Source organism: Enterobacter sp. GER_MD16_1505_Eko_090, from assembly GCF_003331015.1.
GTDB classification, from domain to species: domain Bacteria; phylum Pseudomonadota; class Gammaproteobacteria; order Enterobacterales; family Enterobacteriaceae; genus Enterobacter; species Enterobacter roggenkampii.
The window spans coordinates 304,898-322,082 of the sequence record NZ_PUQF01000001.1 but is presented as its reverse complement, the minus strand read 5'-3'; the positions used below and the strand labels follow the sequence as shown (position 1 = coordinate 322,082).

Sequence of the window (17,185 nt, the reverse complement as noted above, 5' to 3'; positions counted from 1 at the left end):
CGCTATTGCAGGTGTAGCCTTACTTTCTTTTCTTATGCGGTTTTGGTGCGAATCAGGTAGTCGAACGCGCTCAGAGACGCCTTCGCCCCTTCGCCCGTGGCGATAATAATCTGTTTGTACGGCACGGTGGTGCAGTCGCCGGCCGCAAACACGCCCTTCACGCTGGTTTCACACTTGGCATCGATGATGATTTCGCCCATGCGGTTGCGCTCAATCGCCCCTTCCAGCCAGGTGGTGTTTGGCAGCAGACCAATCTGCACGAAGATCCCTGAAAGCTGCACGCTGTGCACGTCGCCGCTCACGCGGTCGCGGTATTCCAGACCGGTCACCTTGCTGCCGTCGCCCTTCACTTCCGTGGTCTGCGCGTTCAGCACGATGTCGACGTTTTTCAGGCTACGCATTTTATCCTGCAGAACCTGGTCGGCCTTCATGTCTGGCGCGAACTCCAGCAGGGTTACATGTTCAACAATCCCCGCCAGATCGATAGCCGCTTCCACGCCGGAGTTTCCGCCGCCGATCACCGCCACGCGCTTACCTTTAAACAGCGGGCCGTCGCAGTGCGGGCAGTAGGTCACGCCTTTGGTACGGTACTGATCTTCGCCCGGCACGTTCATGTTGCGCCATTTCGCGCCGGTGGCAATGATGATGCTGCGCGCTTTCAGCACCGCGCCGGAGGCGGTTTCAATCTGGTGTAACCCCCCCTCAACCGCAGCAGGTACCAGCCTGCTGGCGCTCTGGCTGTCGATCACGTCCACGTCGTAATCGCTGACGTGCGCCTTCAGCGCGCCGGCCAGCTTCTGGCCTTCGGTTTTCGGCACGGAGATATAGTTTTCAATGTCCACGGTATCCAGTACCTGGCCACCAAAACGTTCGCCCATCAGACCGGTACGGATCCCTTTACGTGCGGAGTACACTGCCGCCGCCGCACCCGCAGGGCCGGAACCGACAATCAGCACGTCATAGGCATCACGTTTGTTCAGCGCTTCTGCGGCACGTTTTTCGGCACCGGTATCCACTTTGGCGACGATTTCCGTCAGCGTCATACGGCCCTGGCCGAATTCCTGACCGTTCAGATACACCGCCGGAACGCCCATCACGTTGCGATCGGTGATTTCATTCTGGAAGGTACCGCCATCAATTGCCGTGTGTTTGATGCGCGGGTTGAGGACCGACATCAGGTTCAGCGCCTGCACCACGTCAGGACAGTTGTGGCAGGAGAGCGAGTAATAGGTTTCAAACTCATAATCACCGTCGATATCGCGGATCTGCTCCAGCAGCGCCTGCGCCTCTTTCGACGGATGACCGCCGGTCCACAGCAGCGCCAGCACCAGCGAGGTAAATTCATGCCCCAGCGGCGAGCCGGCAAAACGCGGCCCCAGCTCAGAGCCTGGGTTAGTGATCAGGAAAGACGGCTTACGGACGTTAAGCGAGTTATCCTCTTTGAAGGTCACTTTTGGTGACAGTTCAGCGATCTCTGCCAGCAGTTCCTTGATCTCTGCCGATTTCGCGCTGTCGTCCAGCGTGGCAATCAGCTCAACGGGTTTGGTCAGTTTCTCAAGGTAGGCCTTGAGCTGGGTTTTCATCGTGGTGTCGAGCATGGTTCTTCCCTCTCTTAAAACGTCATCATGCAAGCTGCCTTATACGGGCGGCCTGAATGCAACTTGCATCATGGTGCTGGAATGAAATGGGCGCGGGTGCGCCCATTGATTGCCGGGTGGCTCGTCGTTTACCCGGCCTACGATACTGTAGGCCTGTGCAAGCGCAGCGCCGCCAGGCTTTACAGACTTAGATCTTGCCGACCAGGTCTAAAGATGGCGCCAGCGTTGCTTCGCCTTCTTTCCATTTAGCCGGGCACACTTCGCCTGGGTGAGAAGCGACATACTGCGCTGCTTTTACTTTACGCAGCAGGTCAGACGCATCACGGCCGATACCTTCAGCGGTAACTTCGATAGCCTGGATAATGCCCTGCGGATCAACAACGAAGGTCGCACGGTCAGCCAGGCCTTCATCTTCACGCATGTTGTCGAAGTTACGGGTCAGGGCGCCAGTCGGGTCACCGATCATCGCGTATTTGATTTTGGCGATGGTTTCAGAGCTGCTGTGCCATGCTTTGTGGGTGAAGTGGGTATCGGTAGACACAGAGTAAACGTCTACGCCCAGCTTCTGCAGTTCGTCGTAATGGTCAGCCACGTCGCCCAGTTCGGTCGGGCAAACGAAGGTGAAGTCAGCCGGATAGAAGAAGAAGACGCTCCAGCGACCTTCGGTATCTTTCTCGGTTACTTCGATGAACTCACCGTTTTTGAACGCCTGGTTTTTGAAAGGTTTAATTTTAGTGTTAATCAAAGACATCTGTACTTCCTCCGTGTTTTCGTTGAGATGTAAGGTAACCAACTTTATCCATCGGGGCTAATGCGTATGCTTTATCAAATCAATCAGCCAAACCTTACAACGCCAACAAGACAACCTTGTGAACGGAACTAACGGAAAGCCTGAACGTAAAAAGGCCGCCCTGGTGGGCGGCCCTGATACCTGAACTTTCCACAGGAACTTTCAGTGCCAGCCTGGGCTGGCGTTGCGTTGCGCTCTACATACCTTATTTCAGGCCGTAACAGCGGTTTGATTACAGCACCGGTTTTCAGTTTGGGCAATCCGTCACGCAGGCATTCCGCCCTATGGCTGTGATAGGTTTTACCGAATAGCCTCCGCGTCTGCCTGACTCAACGAGAGGCTTAATAATGAGAATGAGTTGCAATAAGTGGTCTGCCTGGTGGCCAGAACGAAAGTGACAATAATGAGTCACAGCGAATGTATAACCAATAATGGTTATTTGAGAACAACGCCGCAAGTTTTAAAGATAAAAATATCTTAATAACGGCTGAAGTTCTATTTCAATAATCCAGCCTCGTGATATATTAAGCTCGTATTCAAAACAAATTAAGTAGGTTAATCACAAGGATTGTAAATGATTAACTTCGAACTATAGTTATCAGTAATGTGATGACAACAACACACTCAGGATGATTTATGGCAAATCTTTACGACCTTAAAAAATTCGATCTTAATCTGTTAGTCATTTTTGAGTGCATTTATCAGCACCTTAGCATTAGCAAGGCAGCGGAAACACTCTATATCACGCCCTCAGCAGTGAGCCAGTCCCTGCAACGCCTGCGCGCGCAACTGAATGACCCGCTTTTTATTCGTTCGGGTAAAGGCATTACCCCGACGACAGTGGGGATCAATTTGCATCACCATCTGGAAGAAAACCTTAATAGCATTGAGCAAACCATTAATATCCTGAATAACGCGCAGATCAAAAAGAGCTTTGTCATCTACTGCCCGCAGATTGTGGCCCATGGGCGCTTCGGCGGCCTGCTAAGCTCTCTGCTTGCCGAAGGGAATTACGACATAGAACATAATGATGTGGTCTTATCCCCTGAGTCAGCCGAGGATTTGCTCGCCTACCGCAAGGCCGATCTGGTGTTTAGCTTTGCTCCGGTTAACAGTCGCTCTATCGTCTGTACCCGCTTTATGAAGTTTTCAATACAGGTGGCGTGCAGCAAAGATCACCCCCGCCTCGGCGATAGCGCAACGCTCGAGGAACTCAGCCAGGAAAAATTCACGCTGATGCGCAGTCAGGAGAATGGCATAAAAGAGTTCCAGCTGCAGTCAAACATTCTCCTTCCGGAACGCAATGTCTGTTTCCGCAGTGACTCACTGCTTTCGATTATGAATATTATTGGCGTGAGTGATTTAATAGGCTTTGTACCAACAATATTGTTTGAACGATATAAAGACCATCTCAACCTGAAGAGCATTTCCTTGCCTTTTGAGACTCCGCAATTAGATGTTTATATGCTTTACAATCGCTCAGCGCTAAACAGCAGCGTGTTTTCGAAATTCATTGAAAAAATCGAAGCAGAATAATTTTCGATATTTCCTGAGGGCTTTTTAATTACATTTTGGCAACAAATTCGATAATGGAAGATCTTATTATTCCGGTTTCTCCTTAATATCTTTACTATTCATGGTTAATCAGCGTAAATAAAAGCCCCCGACAGTCATACTCAGGAAGAGATTGAACATGTCACTGTATAAATATCCCCTGCAGCTTAACGTGCTGGAGGCCGCGCAGGAGCGCATCGGCTGGACGTTCGCCACCTTTTCCCGCATCTGCGTCTCCTTCTCCGGCGGCAAAGACTCCACCGTCATGCTGCATCTCACCGCGCAAATGGCCCGGGCGCAAAAACGAAAAATCAGCGTGCTTTTTATTGACTGGGAAGCACAGTTCTCCTGCACCATTGAGCACGTTAATGCGCTGCGCGAAGGCTACCGGGACGTCATCGAGCACTTTTACTGGGTGGCGCTTCCGCTGACCACGCAAAATTCCCTCTCACAGTATCAGCCTGAATGGCAATGCTGGGCGCCGGACGTGCGCTGGGTGCGCCAGCCGCCGGAAGGCGCCATCACCGCTGCGGATTATTTTGATTTTTACCAGACGGGAATGACCTTTGAAGCCTTTGTCCGCTCGTTTTCCGACTGGTTTGCCCTGCACCGTCCGGCAGCCATGCTGGTGGGCATTCGCGCCGATGAATCCTACAACCGATTTTTGACCATCGCCAACAACCGCAAGCATCGCTTCGCGGACGATAAGCCCTGGACAACCACCGCGCCCGGCGGGCACGCCTGGTACGTCTATCCTCTTTACGACTGGAAAACCGCAGACATCTGGACATGGTTTGCAAAATCCGGAAGCAGCTATAACCCGCTCTACAACCTCATGTTTCAGGCGGGCGTCCCGCCGCGCTATATGCGCATCTGCGAGCCCTTCGGCCCGGAACAGCGCCAGGGACTCTGGCTCTATCACGTTCTCGAGCCCGAGCGCTGGGCCGCCATGTGCGAGCGCGTCAGCGGCGTGCGCAGCGGCGGCTTCTACGCCGGGCAGGACAACCACTTTTATGGCCACCGGAAAATCCTCAAACCCGATCACCTCGGCTGGCGCGACTACGCCATGCTCCTGCTGAACAGCATGCCGCAAAACACGGCTGAGCATTACCGCAATAAAATCGCGATCTATCTGCACTGGTATCAGAAGAGAGGCATGCCGGATATCCCCGAGACGCAGGACGGCGATATCGGCGCCAAAGACATCCCCTCATGGCGCCGTATTTGTAAGGTATTACTTAATAATGACTACTGGTGCAGGGCGCTGTCGTTCAGCCCGAATAAACCTAAACATTATCAGCGCTACAGCGAACGAGTGAAGGCGAAGCGCAAGGAGTGGGGCATTTTATGCGACAAAGAATAATTACCGAGATCGAAACGTACCTTCAGTCACTTTGCGAGGAGGATCGGATTACTGCCATCAATGCCTTTCGCGAAGCGATCCATAAAAACAGCCCTTTTCGCGAGCAACCGATAGACTGCGTTCTCTGGATCAAACAGGACGCGATTATCGCTAACGACTACAACCCCAATAACGTTGCCCCTCCGGAAAAACGGCTGCTCAGCAAGTCGCTCGAACTCGATGGATTCACCCAACCTATTGTTGTGACGGAAAGTGAAGCCCATCACTACGAAATTGTGGATGGCTTTCATCGCCACGAAATCGGCAAAAATCGGGCGGCGTTGAAGCGTCAGCTCAGGGGATATCTCCCCGTCACCTGCCTGCGCCAGCACCGGCAGGATAAACATGACCGTATGGCCGCCACGATTCGCCACAATCGGGCGCGGGGTCGGCATCAAATCAACGCCATGTCAGATATCGTGCGCGAACTGGCACAGCTCGGCTGGAATGATGAGCGAATAGGCAAAGAGCTGGGCATGGACAGCGATGAGGTGCTGCGCCTCAAGCAAATCAACGGTCTGCTGGAGCTGTTTGCAGACCGCCGTTACTCAGAAGCGTGGACGGTGAAATAATCAGAGCGTGTTCAAACGCTCCGCCGCCGCCAGCAGCGTCGATTCCTGCTTCGCAAAGCACAGGCGGATCAGCTTGTGCGGGAAGGGATCGGCGCAGAACACCGACAATGGAATGGCGGCCACGCCGACCTCTTTCGTCAGCCACTGGCAAAAGCTAACGTCGTCCAGTTCGGAAATCGCGCTGTAGTCGGCGAGCAGGAAATAGGTTCCTTCAGACGGCAAAATTTCCAGGCGGCTTTGGCTCAGCGCCGCCACAAACAGATCCCGACGTTCACGATAGAAGTGCGGCAGCTCGCGGTAATGCGCGGGTTCCGCGCGCAGCATATCCGCCAGCGCCAGCTGAGCCGGCGTGTTCACGGCAAACGTCAGGTACTGATGCACTTTGCGCAGCTCAGCGCTGATGGCCGCCGGAGCCACGCAGTATCCTACCTTCCAGCCGGTCATATGGTAGGTCTTACCAAACGAAGAGACGGCGATTGCACGCTCGCGAAGCTGCGGATGGGCCAGCACGCTGGCATGCCCTTCCTCAGCAAAGCAGATGTGCTCGTAGACTTCATCGCTCAGGACGTAAATTTCCCGTTCGGCGATAGCCTGCCACAGCGCGGCAAAATCGGCTTTTTGCCACACCGTCGCCGACGGGTTATGCGGCGTATTCAGGATCACCAGACGGGTTTTGTCACTCAGCAGCGCAGCAAACGCCTGCCAGTCAGGGCGGAAATGCGGCGGCTGGAGCGCCACGCGTTTCACCACGCCGCCGGAGAGTTCAACCGCAGGCGCATAGCTGTCGTAGCTCGGATCAAAGCAGATGACTTCATCCCCCGCGCGCACCAGCGCGGTGATGGCCGCATACAGCGCTTCGGTCGCCCCTGCCGTCACCGTGATATCGCTGTTCGCATCGGGCTTATGGCCATACAGCTCAGCCGTTTTATCGGCAATCGCTTCCCGCAGCGCCTGCACGCCCGTCATCGGCGCATACTGATTCGCCCCCTGCGCCACGTGATACGCCAGACGCGCCTGCAGATAAGCCGGGCCGTCGAAATCCGGGAACCCCTGAGAAAGGTTAATGGCGTTGTGCTGCTGCGCCAGGGCGCTCATCTGCGTAAAGATGGTGGTACCGAGGTTGGGAAGTTTACTTTGCGGAATCAAGGCGTTAATGCTCATTGTGTTGTGCCTGCTTGTAATACTTATGTTGCTGCCACTATAACACGATGTTAGTCTTTGGCAATCAAGACGCTTAGACGTCTATACCCTAAATAATTCGAGTTGCAGGAAGGCGGCAAGGGAACGAATCCCCGGGAGCGTACATAAGTACGTGACTGGGGTGAGTGAGTGCAGCCAACGCACCTGCAACTTGAAGTATGACGGGTATAAACCATATGAATATTCCTGGCCGAGAGGGTAAAAGGAAAATGACAGACAACCTGCAACTCACGCATCTGGTCGACGCCTGCCGCTGGATCGGTGCCAAAGGCTGGGCGCCCGCTACCGGCGGTAACATGTCGGTGCGTCAGGACGAACTTCTCTGCTGGCTCAGCGAATCCGGCAAAGACAAAGGTAGCCTCACAACCGATGACTTTCTGCAGGTGGAGATCGCCACCAACCGCGCGCCGTCCGGTCGTAAACCGTCGGCGGAGACCGGTCTGCACACGCTGATTTATCGCCTGTTCCCGGAAGCCAACGCCGTGCTGCACGTTCACACGGTTAACGCCACGGTGCTGTCGCGTCTGGTCAAAGAGGCCGAGCTCACCATCAGCGGCTTTGAGATGCAAAAATCCCTCACCGGACAAACCACGCATCTGGATACGGTGGCAATCCCGGTCTTTGATAACGACCAGGATATCGACGCCCTCGCCTCACGCATCGCTCATTACGCCCAGGAACGGCCGCTTAATTATGGTTTTCTTCTGCGCGGTCATGGCTTAACCTGCTGGGGACGCGACGTGGCCGAAGCCCGGCGTCATCTGGAAGGATTAGAGTTCTTATTTGAATGCGAAATGCGTTTACGACAACTGGAGAGAGTATGATTCGCGCGATTGTGACGGATATTGAAGGGACCACCAGCGATATTCGTTTTGTCCATGATGTTTTGTTCCCCTACGCGCGTGAGCGACTGGCGGCCTTCGTGACCGCGCAGCAGTACGCCGAGCCGGTCAAATCCATTCTGGACAACCTGCGTGATGAAATCGCTAACCCACACGCCAGCGTCAGCGAACTTATCGACGCCCTGTTTGCCTTTATGGATGAAGACCGTAAATCCACGGCGCTTAAAGCGCTGCAGGGGATCATCTGGCACGACGGCTACGTTAACGGCGACTTTACCGGCCATCTCTACCCGGACGTGCTCCCGGCGCTGGAAAAATGGAAAGCGCAAGGGATTGATCTCTATGTTTATTCCTCTGGCTCCGTCGCCGCGCAGAAACTGTTATTTGGCTACAGCGACGAAGGTGATATTACTCATCTGTTCAGCGGCTATTTCGACACCCATATCGGCGCCAAGCGCGAGGTGCAGTCTTATCAGAACATTGCGGCGCAAACGGGCATTGCCCCGTCGCAGATCCTCTTCCTCTCCGATATTCATCAGGAGCTGGACGCGGCTGAACAGGCAGGATTTCGTACCCTGCAGCTGATTCGCGGTGATGATGACGGCGCAAGCCACCACCATCAGGTCCACCAGTTTGACGAGATTAACCCGGAGCAGATCCCTTCATGAGCGCATTGACCATTTATTCCGACAAAGACGCCAGTCAACACCAGTGGCACAGCACCGACGCCGCCGAGATTGCCCAACAGCTCAACGCGAAAGGCGTGCGGTTTGAACGCTGGGCGGCGGATCGCGATTTAGGACACGATCCCGCGCCTGAAGCCGTGATCGCGGCGTATCAACATGCGATCGACAAACTGGTGGCAGAGAAGGGCTATCAGAGCTGGGACGTGATCAGCCTGCGCGCCGACAATCCGCAGAAAGACGCGCTGCGCGCGAAGTTCCTGAACGAACACACCCACGGCGAAGACGAAGTACGCTTTTTCGTGGAAGGCGCGGGCTTGTTCTGCCTGCACATCGGCGATGAGGTATATCAGGTCTTGTGCGAGAAAAACGACCTGATCTCCGTGCCCGCGGGCACGCCGCACTGGTTTGATATGGGCTCAGAGCCGAACTTTACGGCGATTCGTATTTTCGATAACCCGGAAGGCTGGGTGGCCCAGTTTACGGGCGATGCGATCGCGGATGCGTATCCACGCCTGGCCTGATCTTTTCTCCCTCTCCCTGTGGGAGAGGGTCGGGGTGAGGGCACCAGCGCGCACTAAGCGTTAAGCCCTTTCACATACTCCACCAGCTGATCCAGCACAATCCCCCACCCTTCGTGGAAGCCCATCTGCTCGTGCTGCTCGCGGATCTCCTTCGTGGGGTGGCGCGCAATCGCCGTATAGCGGGTTTTGCCCTCCCCGACGTCTTCCAGGAGCAAAATTGCCGTCATAAACGGCTTCTCGGCCGGTTTCCAGCCTTCGGTATAGCCGTCGGTAAAGACCAGCTTTTTCGCCGGGTCGATTTCAAGAAACACGCCCCGGTTATCCATCCGCTGGCCGTCCACCTCAAACACGATGTTGAACCGCCCGCCCATGCGCAGATCTAGATCGCAGTCGAGCACCTTATGCGGTGCAGGGATGAAGAAGTGTTTGATGTGTTCGGGCGTAGTCCAGCAGAGCCACAGGAGGTCGCGCGGTGCGTCCACCACGCGCTCCAGTTTTAAGTCTGTTTCAGGGTCGAGCGTCACGATGTTGTCCTCTTAAGGGAGCCCCTTAAAGGATAGCCGGACTCAGGCAAATTTCCCTTCCGCAACCTCTTCCGGCGTGACCACGCCCGTATCCAGCACCCAGCCGCTAATCAGCGAGGCTGGGGTCACGTCAAACGCCGGGTTGTAGACCTTCGCGTTTTCAGGTGCCCACTGCACCGCGCCAAAGCTTCCGGCGACGCCCGTCACCTCGCTGGCGGCACGCTGCTCAATCGGGATCGCGTCGCCGTTCGGGCAGTCCGGGTCGAGGGTCGTTTGCGGCGCGGCCACGTAGAACGGAATGCCGTGGAATTTTGCCAGCACCGCCAGAGAGTAGGTGCCGATTTTGTTCGCCACGTCGCCGTTAGCCGCAATGCGGTCTGCGCCCACCCACACGGCGTCTACCTGCCCTTTCGCCATCAGGCTGGCGGCCATGGAGTCGGTAATCAGCTGATACGGCACGCCCAGCTCGCCCAGCTCCCAGGCGGTTAATCTACCGCCCTGCAGCAGGGGACGGGTTTCATCCACCCAGACGTTGCTGACGTTACCCTCCTGGTGCGCGCGAGCAATGACCCCAAGCGCCGTACCGACCCCCGCCGTTGCCAGCCCGCCGGTGTTGCAGTGGGTCAGCAGACGGCTGCCGGGCTTCACCAGCGCGCTGCCCGCGCTGGCAATCGCATCGCAAAGTCGTTTGTCTTCGTCAATCAGGCGCAGCGCTTCGGCCACCAGCGCCGGAACATACTCTTCCTGCCACAGCGCCCGCTTCATGCGGTCGAGGTTGTTCATCAGGTTCACCGCCGTCGGGCGGGACGCGCGCAGGGTTTCCAGCACAACCGCCAGCTCGTCACGGCTTTTGCCGTTTTCCGCCAGCAGCGCCAGCAGCAGGCTTGCAGAGAGACCAATCAGCGGCGCGCCGCGCACCCGCAGGGCGTGAATATGTCCCACCAGCGCCTCTACCGTTGAGGCATCCAGCCAGCGTTTCTCCTGCGGAAGGGCCTGCTGGTCGAGAATAAAGAGCTGATTATCCGCTACCCGCAGGCTGGTCGTCTGTAATGTCTGCATGTCGTTAATTCCCTGTTGCGTTGTTGTAGCACATTGTGTCAGGATAAAATTCAGATGTATAGACGTCTACATGTCTTTATTAGCAAACCCGTGAGGAGCAGGCCATGTCGCAATACCGTACCTTTACCGCTCAGGACGCCGTGGAATATGCCAGGCAGTTTGGCGGCCTTGACGATCCTTCATCGCTGGTGGAGGCGCAGGAGGTAGGCGACGGCAACCTCAATCTGGTGTTTAAAATTTTCGACAGCGCGGGCGTGAGCCGCATCATCGTCAAGCAGGCGCTGCCCTACGTGCGCTGCGTCGGCGAGTCCTGGCCGCTGACGCTGGATCGCGCCCGTCTGGAGGCGCAAACGCTGGTCGAGCACTACCGGCACAGCCCGCAGCACACCGTGAAAATCCACCACTTTGACCCGGAACTGGCGGTAATGGTGATGGAAGATCTCTCCAGCCATCGCATCTGGCGCGGCGAGCTGATCAAAAATAATTATTACCCGCAGGCGGCGCGTCAGCTGGGTGAATACCTCGCGCACGCGCTGTTCCACACCAGCGATTTCTTCCTGCATCCGCACGAGAAGAAAGCGCAGGTGGCGAAATTCATCAACCCGGAGATGTGTGAGATCACCGAAGATCTGTTCTTCAACGATCCGTACCAGGTTCATGAGCGCAATAACTACCCTGCCGAGCTGGAAAATGACGTCGCCGCGCTGCGCGACGACGCCCAGCTGAAAATTGCCGTGGCCTCCCTGAAGCACCGCTTCTTTTCTCAGGCTGAAGCCCTGCTGCACGGAGACATTCACAGCGGCTCGATTTTTGTGGCCGACGGCAGCCTGAAGGCCATCGACGCTGAGTTCGGCTATTTTGGCCCGATTGGATTTGATATCGGCACCGCCATCGGCAACCTGCTGCTCAACTTCTGCGGCCTGCCGGGGCACCTGGGCATTCGCGATGCCGCCGCCGCGCGCGAGCAGCGCCTGACCGATATTCAGGAGCTGTGGAACACCTTCGCGGAACGCTTCCAGGCGCTGGCGCACGAGAAAACGCGCGACGCGGCGCTCAGCGCGCCGGGCTATGCCTCCGCGTTCCTGAAAAAGGTCTGGCATGATGCCATCGGGTTCTGCGGCACCGAACTCATTCGCCGCAGCGTCGGGCTTTCCCACGTCGCGGATATCGACACCATTCAGGACGAGGCGATGCGCCACGAGTGCCTGCGCCACGCGATAACGCTCGGCAAGGCGCTGATCGTGATTGCCGACCGTATCGACAGCGCGGAAGATCTGGTGGCGCGGGTGCGGCAGTACAGCTGAGAACGTTTGCCCGGTGGCGCTGCGCTTACCGGGCCTACGAGAGCAAAATGTAGGCCGGGTAAGGCGAAGCCGCCACCCGGCAAAAACTCACCCCAGATACTCAATTACCGACAGCCCGCCGTTATAGTCCGTGCTGAAAATAATCCCCTGCGCATCCACAAACACGTCGCACGACTGGATCACCTGCGGGCGATTCGGGCGGGTATCCATCATTTTCGCCGGCGCGGCGGGCACCAGCGCCCCCGTTTCAACCGGCCGATACGGATTGGAGATGTCATACGCGCGCACGCCCGCATTCTGCCAGGTGGCAAAAATCAGCGTGGAGCTGACAAAGCTCCCCGGCCGGTTCTCGTGCAGGTTGTGCGGGCCGAAATGCGCCCCTTTCGCCACGTAGTCGATTTCATCCGGCTGCGGGAAGGTAGAGATGCTGACCGGGTTCGACGGCTCGCGGATATCAAACAGCCAGATCAGCTTTTCGCCGTCTTCCTGGTTATCGAGCACCGCTTCGTCCAGCACCACCAGCAGATCGCGGTCCGGCAGCGGCAGCGCGGTGTGCGTGCCGCCGCCAAACGGCGGACTCCAGTTACGGTGGCTAATGAGCTTCGGCTGGGTACGATCCTTCACGTCCAGCAGCGTCAGGCCGCCGTCGCGCCAGCTGCCGTACGCGGTATCGCCGGCAATAATCGCATGGTGGAGCGCGTAGCGTTTCCCTTCCGGCCAGTTAGGCTTCTCCCCTTCTGCCTGATTCATCCCCGGCAGCCACCAGCGCCCTGCCACCTCAGGCTTACGCGGGTCGGCCAGGTCGATCGTCAGAAAGATGTAGTCGGTAAAGCCGTCGATCAGCGCTGAAACGTAGGCCCAGCGGCCGCCGACGTACCAGATGCGGTGAATGCCGATGCCGCTCAGCGACAGAAAGCCGATTTCGCGCGGTCTGTCCGGCGTGGAGATATCAAAAACGCGAAGCCCGGCGCTCCAGCCTTTGTCCTGCACGTCGCGGACGGTCTCGCCCACCTGCCGGGTGTAGTAGACCTTCTCGTCGGCAAAACGCGCATCGGCAAACAGATCCCGGGCGTTGATGACCAGCAGGAGATCGTCATGCGCCTGGAGGTGCACGTTCCAGGTGCCGGGCGGCGCGGGAACATAGCCCGCGGGTTTCGGGTTTTTCGGATCGCGCACGTCGACAATCGAAAAGCCCTGCGACACCATATGGCCGATCCAGGCGAAACCGCGGTGCACCATCAGCTGCACGCCGTCCGGGCGACCGCCCTGATCGCTATGGCCAATCAGCCGCATATTGCGGCTGTATTCGGGAGGGGGTAAATGAGTCACCTTGAGCTCCTTTCGCCGGGTGGCGGCTGCGCCTTACCCGGCCTACCAAACCGTAGGCCCGGTAAGCGCAGCGCCACCGGGCATTATTTTGACCTGGCTTCCAGCGTCGCAAACCACGGCGCGATAAAATCTTCCGTCTGGCCCCAGCCCGGAATGATTTTCCCCAGAGACGCCACGTTCACCGCGCCCGGCTGGGCGGTCAGCAGCGCCTGCGGAATAGCTGCCGCTTTGAAATCGTAGGTGGCCGGGGTCGGTTCACCGGCAATCTTGTTCGCCACCAGACGCACGTTGGTCGCCCCAATCAGCTTCGGATCCACCGCCACGCTCACCTTCCACGGGCTGCCCGGCTCGCGCATCAGCTGCAGATCCTGGTTGGAGATGTCGATGCTGTAGAGCTTGATCTCGGTACGGCCGTTCTCCTTCAGCGCCTTATACGCGCCCTGGCTGAAGGCGTCCCAGGTTCCCCAGATGGCGTCGATTTTGCCTTTCGGGTATTTCGCCAGGATCGCCCCCACCTTGTTGGCGGTGTCGCCCTGCACGTCAGATGAGACGGCACCGATAGACTCCAGCTCTTTGATGTCCGGATACTGCTTTTGCAGTTCTTTATACGCCGCCTGACGGCGCTCCATTGGCGGGAAGCCCGCGACCCAAAGCTTGACGATATTGGCCTTGCCGTTGAAATCTTTCGCCAGCTGGCCGAAGGAGAGATTGGTCAGAGAGGCATCGTCCTGTTGGGTAACGGTCACGCCCGGGATCTCGCCGTTGACGGCGGTATCAAATACCGCGACCTTAATCCCGGCGTCCACCGCCTTCTTCACCAGCGCGGTGGAGTACGGATCGCGGCCCTGAGACAGGATAATCCCGTCGTACTTCTGGCTGATGGCCTGGTTCACGAAGTCCTGGAATTTGGCGTCGTCCCCGTTGCTTAAAAAGGTGCTGACCTTAAAGCCAAGCTTCTTCCCTTCCTGAATGGCCCCGGCAATAAACTGCGTGGTGTTGTCGTCTGAGCCGAGGTTACGGATCACCGCGATGCGAATGGGGCCGTCATGGTTGGCAATGGCCGCCGGGAGCGGTGCGGGCGTGGCCGCGAAGCCAGGCAGAGCGGTGAATAACCCTAATGCCACCAAAGAGAGTGCAATCTTTTTCATTTTTTATCCCGTTGTGTTGTCAGCGTTTTTGTATGTAGGTAATCGCCAGCGCTACCGCGAGCACCAGCCCTTTTATAATGTCCATGGCGTAATACGGCACGGAGAGCATCACCAGCCCGTTCGACAGCACGCCGAGAATCACCGCCCCGACCAGGGTCCCCAGCGCATTCGGCTTGCCGGACCCGGCCAGCGAGAAGCCGATCCACGCCGCCGCCACCGCATCCATCAGATAACCGCCGCCCGCGTTCACCTGCGACGAGCCAATGCGCGAGGCCAGCAAAATCCCGCCCAGGCCCGCCAGCAGGGAGGCAATCACGTAGGCCGCCACCTTGTAGCGGGTGGTGCGAATCCCCGAGAGGCGCGCCGCTTCCGGGTTACCGCCAATGGCGTACATCCGACGACCGTGAGTGGTGAGCGACAGCCCCAGCTGCGCCAGAACCGTCACCACCAGCATGACGATCACGATAGTCGGTACCTGTCCCAGCAGGCTGAACGCCGCAGGGATGGTGCCTTCCGCCATGTCGCCGCTCGGCAGCACCATGTTCTCGGTAATCGAGCCGCCGTAGCTGTAGGTCATCGCCACGCCCTGGATCACAAACAGGCTGGCCAGCGTCGCGAGCATGTCCGGAATACGCAGGATGACGATCAGAAAGGCGTTAAACAGCCCCACCAGCGTGCAGAGCGCGAGGGTGATCAGAATCGACTCGGTGGTGCCGAAGCCGTGCCAGACGAAAAGCGAAATCACCAGCGCGTTCGCCAGCGACGCGGTCGATCCTACGGACAGATCGAACCCGCCAATGGTCAGCGAGATCGACACGCCGATGGCAATCACCGTCACGATGGCAATCGAACGCAGAATATTGATGATGTTGTTCGGATCGAGGAAGCTGTCCGACGCCAGGCCAAAGACGGCCACCAGCGCGACGACGGTTAACAGCATGCCCCACTTGTAGAGAAAATCGAAAATCTGCTGACGGCCAGACGCCGCCGCGTTTACTGAAAGGGCCTTGCTCACGACGCCGTTCCTCCGGTTGAATAATAAAGTAGTGTCTCTTCACGGGCCTCGGCCCCGGCGATTTCCGCCACGATGCGCCCGTCCCACAGCACGCAGATGCGGTCGCACAGCCCGACCAGTTCGGCAAATTCGCCCGAGGCGTAAATCACCCCTTTGCCCTCGCGCGCCAGGCCGTCAATCAGCTGGAACAGATCGGTTTTGGCCTTCACGTCCACGCCTTTGGTCGGCTCGTCGAAGATCAGCACGCTCGCGTCATTGCGCAGCCACTTGCCGATGGCCACCTTCTGCTGGTTGCCGCCGGAGAGACGTCGCAAAACCTGCCCGGGTCCGCGGGCGCGCACGCCGACGCGGGCGATCACCTCCTCCGCCCAGCGCCATGCCTGACGATGGCCGAACAGGCTCCAGCGCGAAAAGCTGTTATCGGCGCACACGGCAAGATTCATGCTCACCGGCTCGTCGATAAAAATGCCCTCTTTGCGCCGCTCTTCCGGCACCAGCGCCAGCCCGCGCAGCACCGAGTCCGCCGGGTCGCGCGGCTGCCAGGGCTGTTGATTCAGCTCGCCGTTCGCGACGCGGCTTTTGCTGGCGCCAAACAGCGCCTTACAGAGTTCGGTTTTGCCCGCGCCCGCCAGCCCGGCAATGCCGAGAATTTCCCCCTTGCGCAGGTGCAGAGAGATATCTTTCAGCAGCGCGTCGTCGTGCAGCCCTTCTACCCGCAGCAGCGTTTCGTCGCCGTGCGGCGGCCGCGCGGGCGGATAGATATCGCTCAGCACGTGGCCGAGCATCTTCTCGACGATCGCTTCGCCGCTCAGATCGGCCATCGGGCCGGACTCAATCAGCTTGCCGTCGCGGAGCACCGTCAGGGTGTCGCAGATGGCCTTCAGCTCGTGAATGCGGTGGGAGATAAACACCACGCCGATGCCCTGCTGCTTTAACCGTCTCACCACGGCAAACAGGCGCTCGCTCTCGTGCGCGTCCAGCGGCGCGGTGGGCTCATCAAGAATGAGAAAACGGCAGTGGTGTGACAGGGCGCGCGCCAGCAAAATCTGCTGCTTTTCGGCAAGCGTGCAGCTGTCGATGGAGCGGCGAACGTCCAGAGAAACATCCAGCTGCGCCAGCGCCTGTCTCGCCTGCTGGCGGACGGCGCGCCAGCTGAAGCGATGCCCCGGCTGCGCCAGCTGGTCGAGCATGATGTTCTCGGCGATGCTTAATCCCGGGATCAGCGCCACGTCCACCTCCTGCTGCACGAGGTGGATCCCCAGCCGTTTGGCGTCCAGCGGCTCGCGGATGCTTACCGGCTGGTTATTGATGGAGATTTCGCCTTCATAGTGGTCGTGCGTCCCGCACAGCACCGCCATCAGCGTCGATTTCCCCGCGCCGTTGGCGCCGGTCAGCGCATGTACCGATCCGCCGGTTAAGGTGAAGTTCACGCGCGACAGCGCCTGAAAGCCGGAAAAGGCCAGGCTGATACCGCGCATCTCAAGGCGACTGGAAACCATCCGCGTAAATCCTTCATAACTCTTCTGATTTATCGAATTTTTCACAGCTCCGGTTGACTGACAACGACGGAAAAGGCATAAGTTAAAGCGAAATATTATTAGCCATCCGGATGTCCAGACATAACATCGGGTTAGCGCTTGC

16 protein-coding genes are annotated in these 17,185 nt (G+C 57.8%); 7 read left to right on the top strand and 9 right to left on the bottom strand.

Going from position 1 to position 17,185, the window contains the following annotated elements; genetic code table 11:
- Window positions 1–32: 32 nt before the first annotated feature.
- Window positions 33–1,598, bottom strand: a complete 1,566-nt coding sequence (gene ahpF, locus C6A40_RS01505) for an alkyl hydroperoxide reductase subunit F (protein ID WP_045335474.1) — start codon at window positions 1,596–1,598, stop codon at window positions 33–35.
- Window positions 1,599–1,785: 187 nt separating this feature from the next.
- Window positions 1,786–2,349 carry an alkyl hydroperoxide reductase subunit C gene (gene ahpC / locus C6A40_RS01500; protein WP_008501015.1) on the bottom strand — a complete coding sequence of 188 codons (564 nt, stop codon included), beginning with the start codon at window positions 2,347–2,349 and terminating at the stop codon, window positions 1,786–1,788.
- A gap of 675 nt (window positions 2,350–3,024) precedes the next feature.
- On the opposite strand from ahpC, the gene citR reads away from it, so the two are divergent.
- From citR to C6A40_RS01485, 3 genes are all read left to right on the top strand, one after another.
- Window positions 3,025–3,924: a DNA-binding transcriptional repressor CitR gene (gene citR, locus C6A40_RS01495; protein WP_032663966.1), complete on the top strand. Its 900-nt coding sequence runs from the start codon at window positions 3,025–3,027 to the stop codon at window positions 3,922–3,924.
- A gap of 157 nt (window positions 3,925–4,081) precedes the next feature.
- On the top strand, window positions 4,082–5,305 hold the full coding sequence (locus tag C6A40_RS01490) for a phosphoadenosine phosphosulfate reductase (RefSeq protein ID WP_021242593.1): 1,224 nt from the start codon (window positions 4,082–4,084) through the stop codon (window positions 5,303–5,305).
- Entirely contained in the window at window positions 5,290–5,916 is a 627-nt protein-coding gene (locus tag C6A40_RS01485; RefSeq protein ID WP_032656202.1) for an IbrB-like domain-containing protein, read from the top strand. The genes C6A40_RS01490 and C6A40_RS01485 overlap by 16 nt, the downstream gene beginning before the upstream one ends.
- Here the strand turns inward: C6A40_RS01485 and C6A40_RS01480 are convergent, their stop codons facing one another.
- A complete protein-coding gene (locus tag C6A40_RS01480; RefSeq protein ID WP_023343576.1) occupies window positions 5,917–7,077 on the bottom strand; it encodes a pyridoxal phosphate-dependent aminotransferase in 1,161 nt (386 codons plus the stop codon).
- A 248-nt stretch (window positions 7,078–7,325) separates the two neighbouring features.
- Between C6A40_RS01480 and C6A40_RS01475 the strand changes: the two genes are divergently transcribed.
- From C6A40_RS01475 to C6A40_RS01465, 3 genes are read left to right on the top strand one after another with little or no spacing between them, the layout of a single operon-like run.
- A complete protein-coding gene (locus C6A40_RS01475; RefSeq protein ID WP_045335473.1) occupies window positions 7,326–7,940 on the top strand; it encodes a methylthioribulose 1-phosphate dehydratase in 615 nt (204 codons plus the stop codon).
- Window positions 7,937–8,626, top strand: a complete 690-nt coding sequence (gene mtnC, locus C6A40_RS01470) for an acireductone synthase (RefSeq protein ID WP_008501009.1) — start codon at window positions 7,937–7,939, stop codon at window positions 8,624–8,626. The genes C6A40_RS01475 and mtnC overlap by 4 nt, the downstream gene beginning before the upstream one ends.
- Window positions 8,623–9,165: a 1,2-dihydroxy-3-keto-5-methylthiopentene dioxygenase gene (locus C6A40_RS01465; protein ID WP_008501008.1), complete on the top strand. Its 543-nt coding sequence runs from the start codon at window positions 8,623–8,625 to the stop codon at window positions 9,163–9,165. The genes mtnC and C6A40_RS01465 overlap by 4 nt, the downstream gene beginning before the upstream one ends.
- Before the next feature lie 53 nt (window positions 9,166–9,218).
- Here the strand turns inward: C6A40_RS01465 and C6A40_RS01460 are convergent, their stop codons facing one another.
- Together C6A40_RS01460 and mtnA are read right to left on the bottom strand one after the other, a co-directional pair.
- Complete coding sequence (locus C6A40_RS01460) at window positions 9,219–9,689, bottom strand: SRPBCC family protein (protein WP_045335472.1); 471 nt, start codon at window positions 9,687–9,689, stop codon at window positions 9,219–9,221.
- Between the two features lie 42 nt (window positions 9,690–9,731).
- Window positions 9,732–10,748 (bottom strand): S-methyl-5-thioribose-1-phosphate isomerase, encoded by a 1,017-nt coding sequence (gene mtnA / locus C6A40_RS01455; RefSeq protein WP_045335471.1) that lies wholly within the window; start codon window positions 10,746–10,748, stop codon window positions 9,732–9,734.
- Between the two features lie 104 nt (window positions 10,749–10,852).
- Here mtnA and mtnK point away from each other — a divergent pair, with 104 nt between their 5' ends.
- A complete protein-coding gene (gene mtnK, locus C6A40_RS01450) occupies window positions 10,853–12,052 on the top strand; it encodes an S-methyl-5-thioribose kinase (protein WP_045335470.1) in 1,200 nt (399 codons plus the stop codon).
- A gap of 87 nt (window positions 12,053–12,139) precedes the next feature.
- On the opposite strand, the gene C6A40_RS01445 is transcribed toward mtnK, so the two are convergent.
- The 4 genes from C6A40_RS01445 to C6A40_RS01430 all read right to left on the bottom strand — a co-directional run bounded on the left by C6A40_RS01445 (window position 12,140) and on the right by C6A40_RS01430 (window position 17,043).
- Complete coding sequence (locus C6A40_RS01445) at window positions 12,140–13,381, bottom strand: LVIVD repeat-containing protein (protein ID WP_072204977.1); 1,242 nt, start codon at window positions 13,379–13,381, stop codon at window positions 12,140–12,142.
- 83 nt (window positions 13,382–13,464) lie between these two features.
- Complete coding sequence (locus tag C6A40_RS01440) at window positions 13,465–14,529, bottom strand: sugar ABC transporter substrate-binding protein (RefSeq protein ID WP_023326886.1); 1,065 nt, start codon at window positions 14,527–14,529, stop codon at window positions 13,465–13,467.
- A 19-nt stretch (window positions 14,530–14,548) separates the two neighbouring features.
- Window positions 14,549–15,544 (bottom strand): ABC transporter permease, encoded by a 996-nt coding sequence (locus tag C6A40_RS01435; protein ID WP_039024441.1) that lies wholly within the window; start codon window positions 15,542–15,544, stop codon window positions 14,549–14,551.
- Window positions 15,541–17,043, bottom strand: coding sequence for a sugar ABC transporter ATP-binding protein (locus C6A40_RS01430; RefSeq protein ID WP_045335468.1), 1,503 nt, complete (start codon window positions 17,041–17,043; stop codon window positions 15,541–15,543). Before C6A40_RS01430 ends, C6A40_RS01435 begins: the two co-directional genes overlap by 4 nt.
- Window positions 17,044–17,185: the final 142 nt, after the last annotated feature.

Coding starts and splice junctions, on each gene's coding strand:
- C6A40_RS01475 (WP_045335473.1), top strand. CDS start 7,326: ATGACAGACAACCTGCAACTCACGCATCTGGTCGACGCCTGCCGCTGG.
- citR (WP_032663966.1), top strand. CDS start 3,025: ATGGCAAATCTTTACGACCTTAAAAAATTCGATCTTAATCTGTTAGTC.
- mtnC (WP_008501009.1), top strand. CDS start 7,937: ATGATTCGCGCGATTGTGACGGATATTGAAGGGACCACCAGCGATATT.
- mtnK (WP_045335470.1), top strand. CDS start 10,853: ATGTCGCAATACCGTACCTTTACCGCTCAGGACGCCGTGGAATATGCC.
- mtnA (WP_045335471.1), bottom strand. CDS start 10,748: ATGCAGACATTACAGACGACCAGCCTGCGGGTAGCGGATAATCAGCTC.
- C6A40_RS01485 (WP_032656202.1), top strand. CDS start 5,290: ATGCGACAAAGAATAATTACCGAGATCGAAACGTACCTTCAGTCACTT.
- ahpC (WP_008501015.1), bottom strand. CDS start 2,349: ATGTCTTTGATTAACACTAAAATTAAACCTTTCAAAAACCAGGCGTTC.
- C6A40_RS01465 (WP_008501008.1), top strand. CDS start 8,623: ATGAGCGCATTGACCATTTATTCCGACAAAGACGCCAGTCAACACCAG.
- C6A40_RS01440 (WP_023326886.1), bottom strand. CDS start 14,529: ATGAAAAAGATTGCACTCTCTTTGGTGGCATTAGGGTTATTCACCGCT.
- C6A40_RS01490 (WP_021242593.1), top strand. CDS start 4,082: ATGTCACTGTATAAATATCCCCTGCAGCTTAACGTGCTGGAGGCCGCG.
- C6A40_RS01480 (WP_023343576.1), bottom strand. CDS start 7,077: ATGAGCATTAACGCCTTGATTCCGCAAAGTAAACTTCCCAACCTCGGT.
- ahpF (WP_045335474.1), bottom strand. CDS start 1,598: ATGCTCGACACCACGATGAAAACCCAGCTCAAGGCCTACCTTGAGAAA.
- C6A40_RS01430 (WP_045335468.1), bottom strand. CDS start 17,043: ATGGTTTCCAGTCGCCTTGAGATGCGCGGTATCAGCCTGGCCTTTTCC.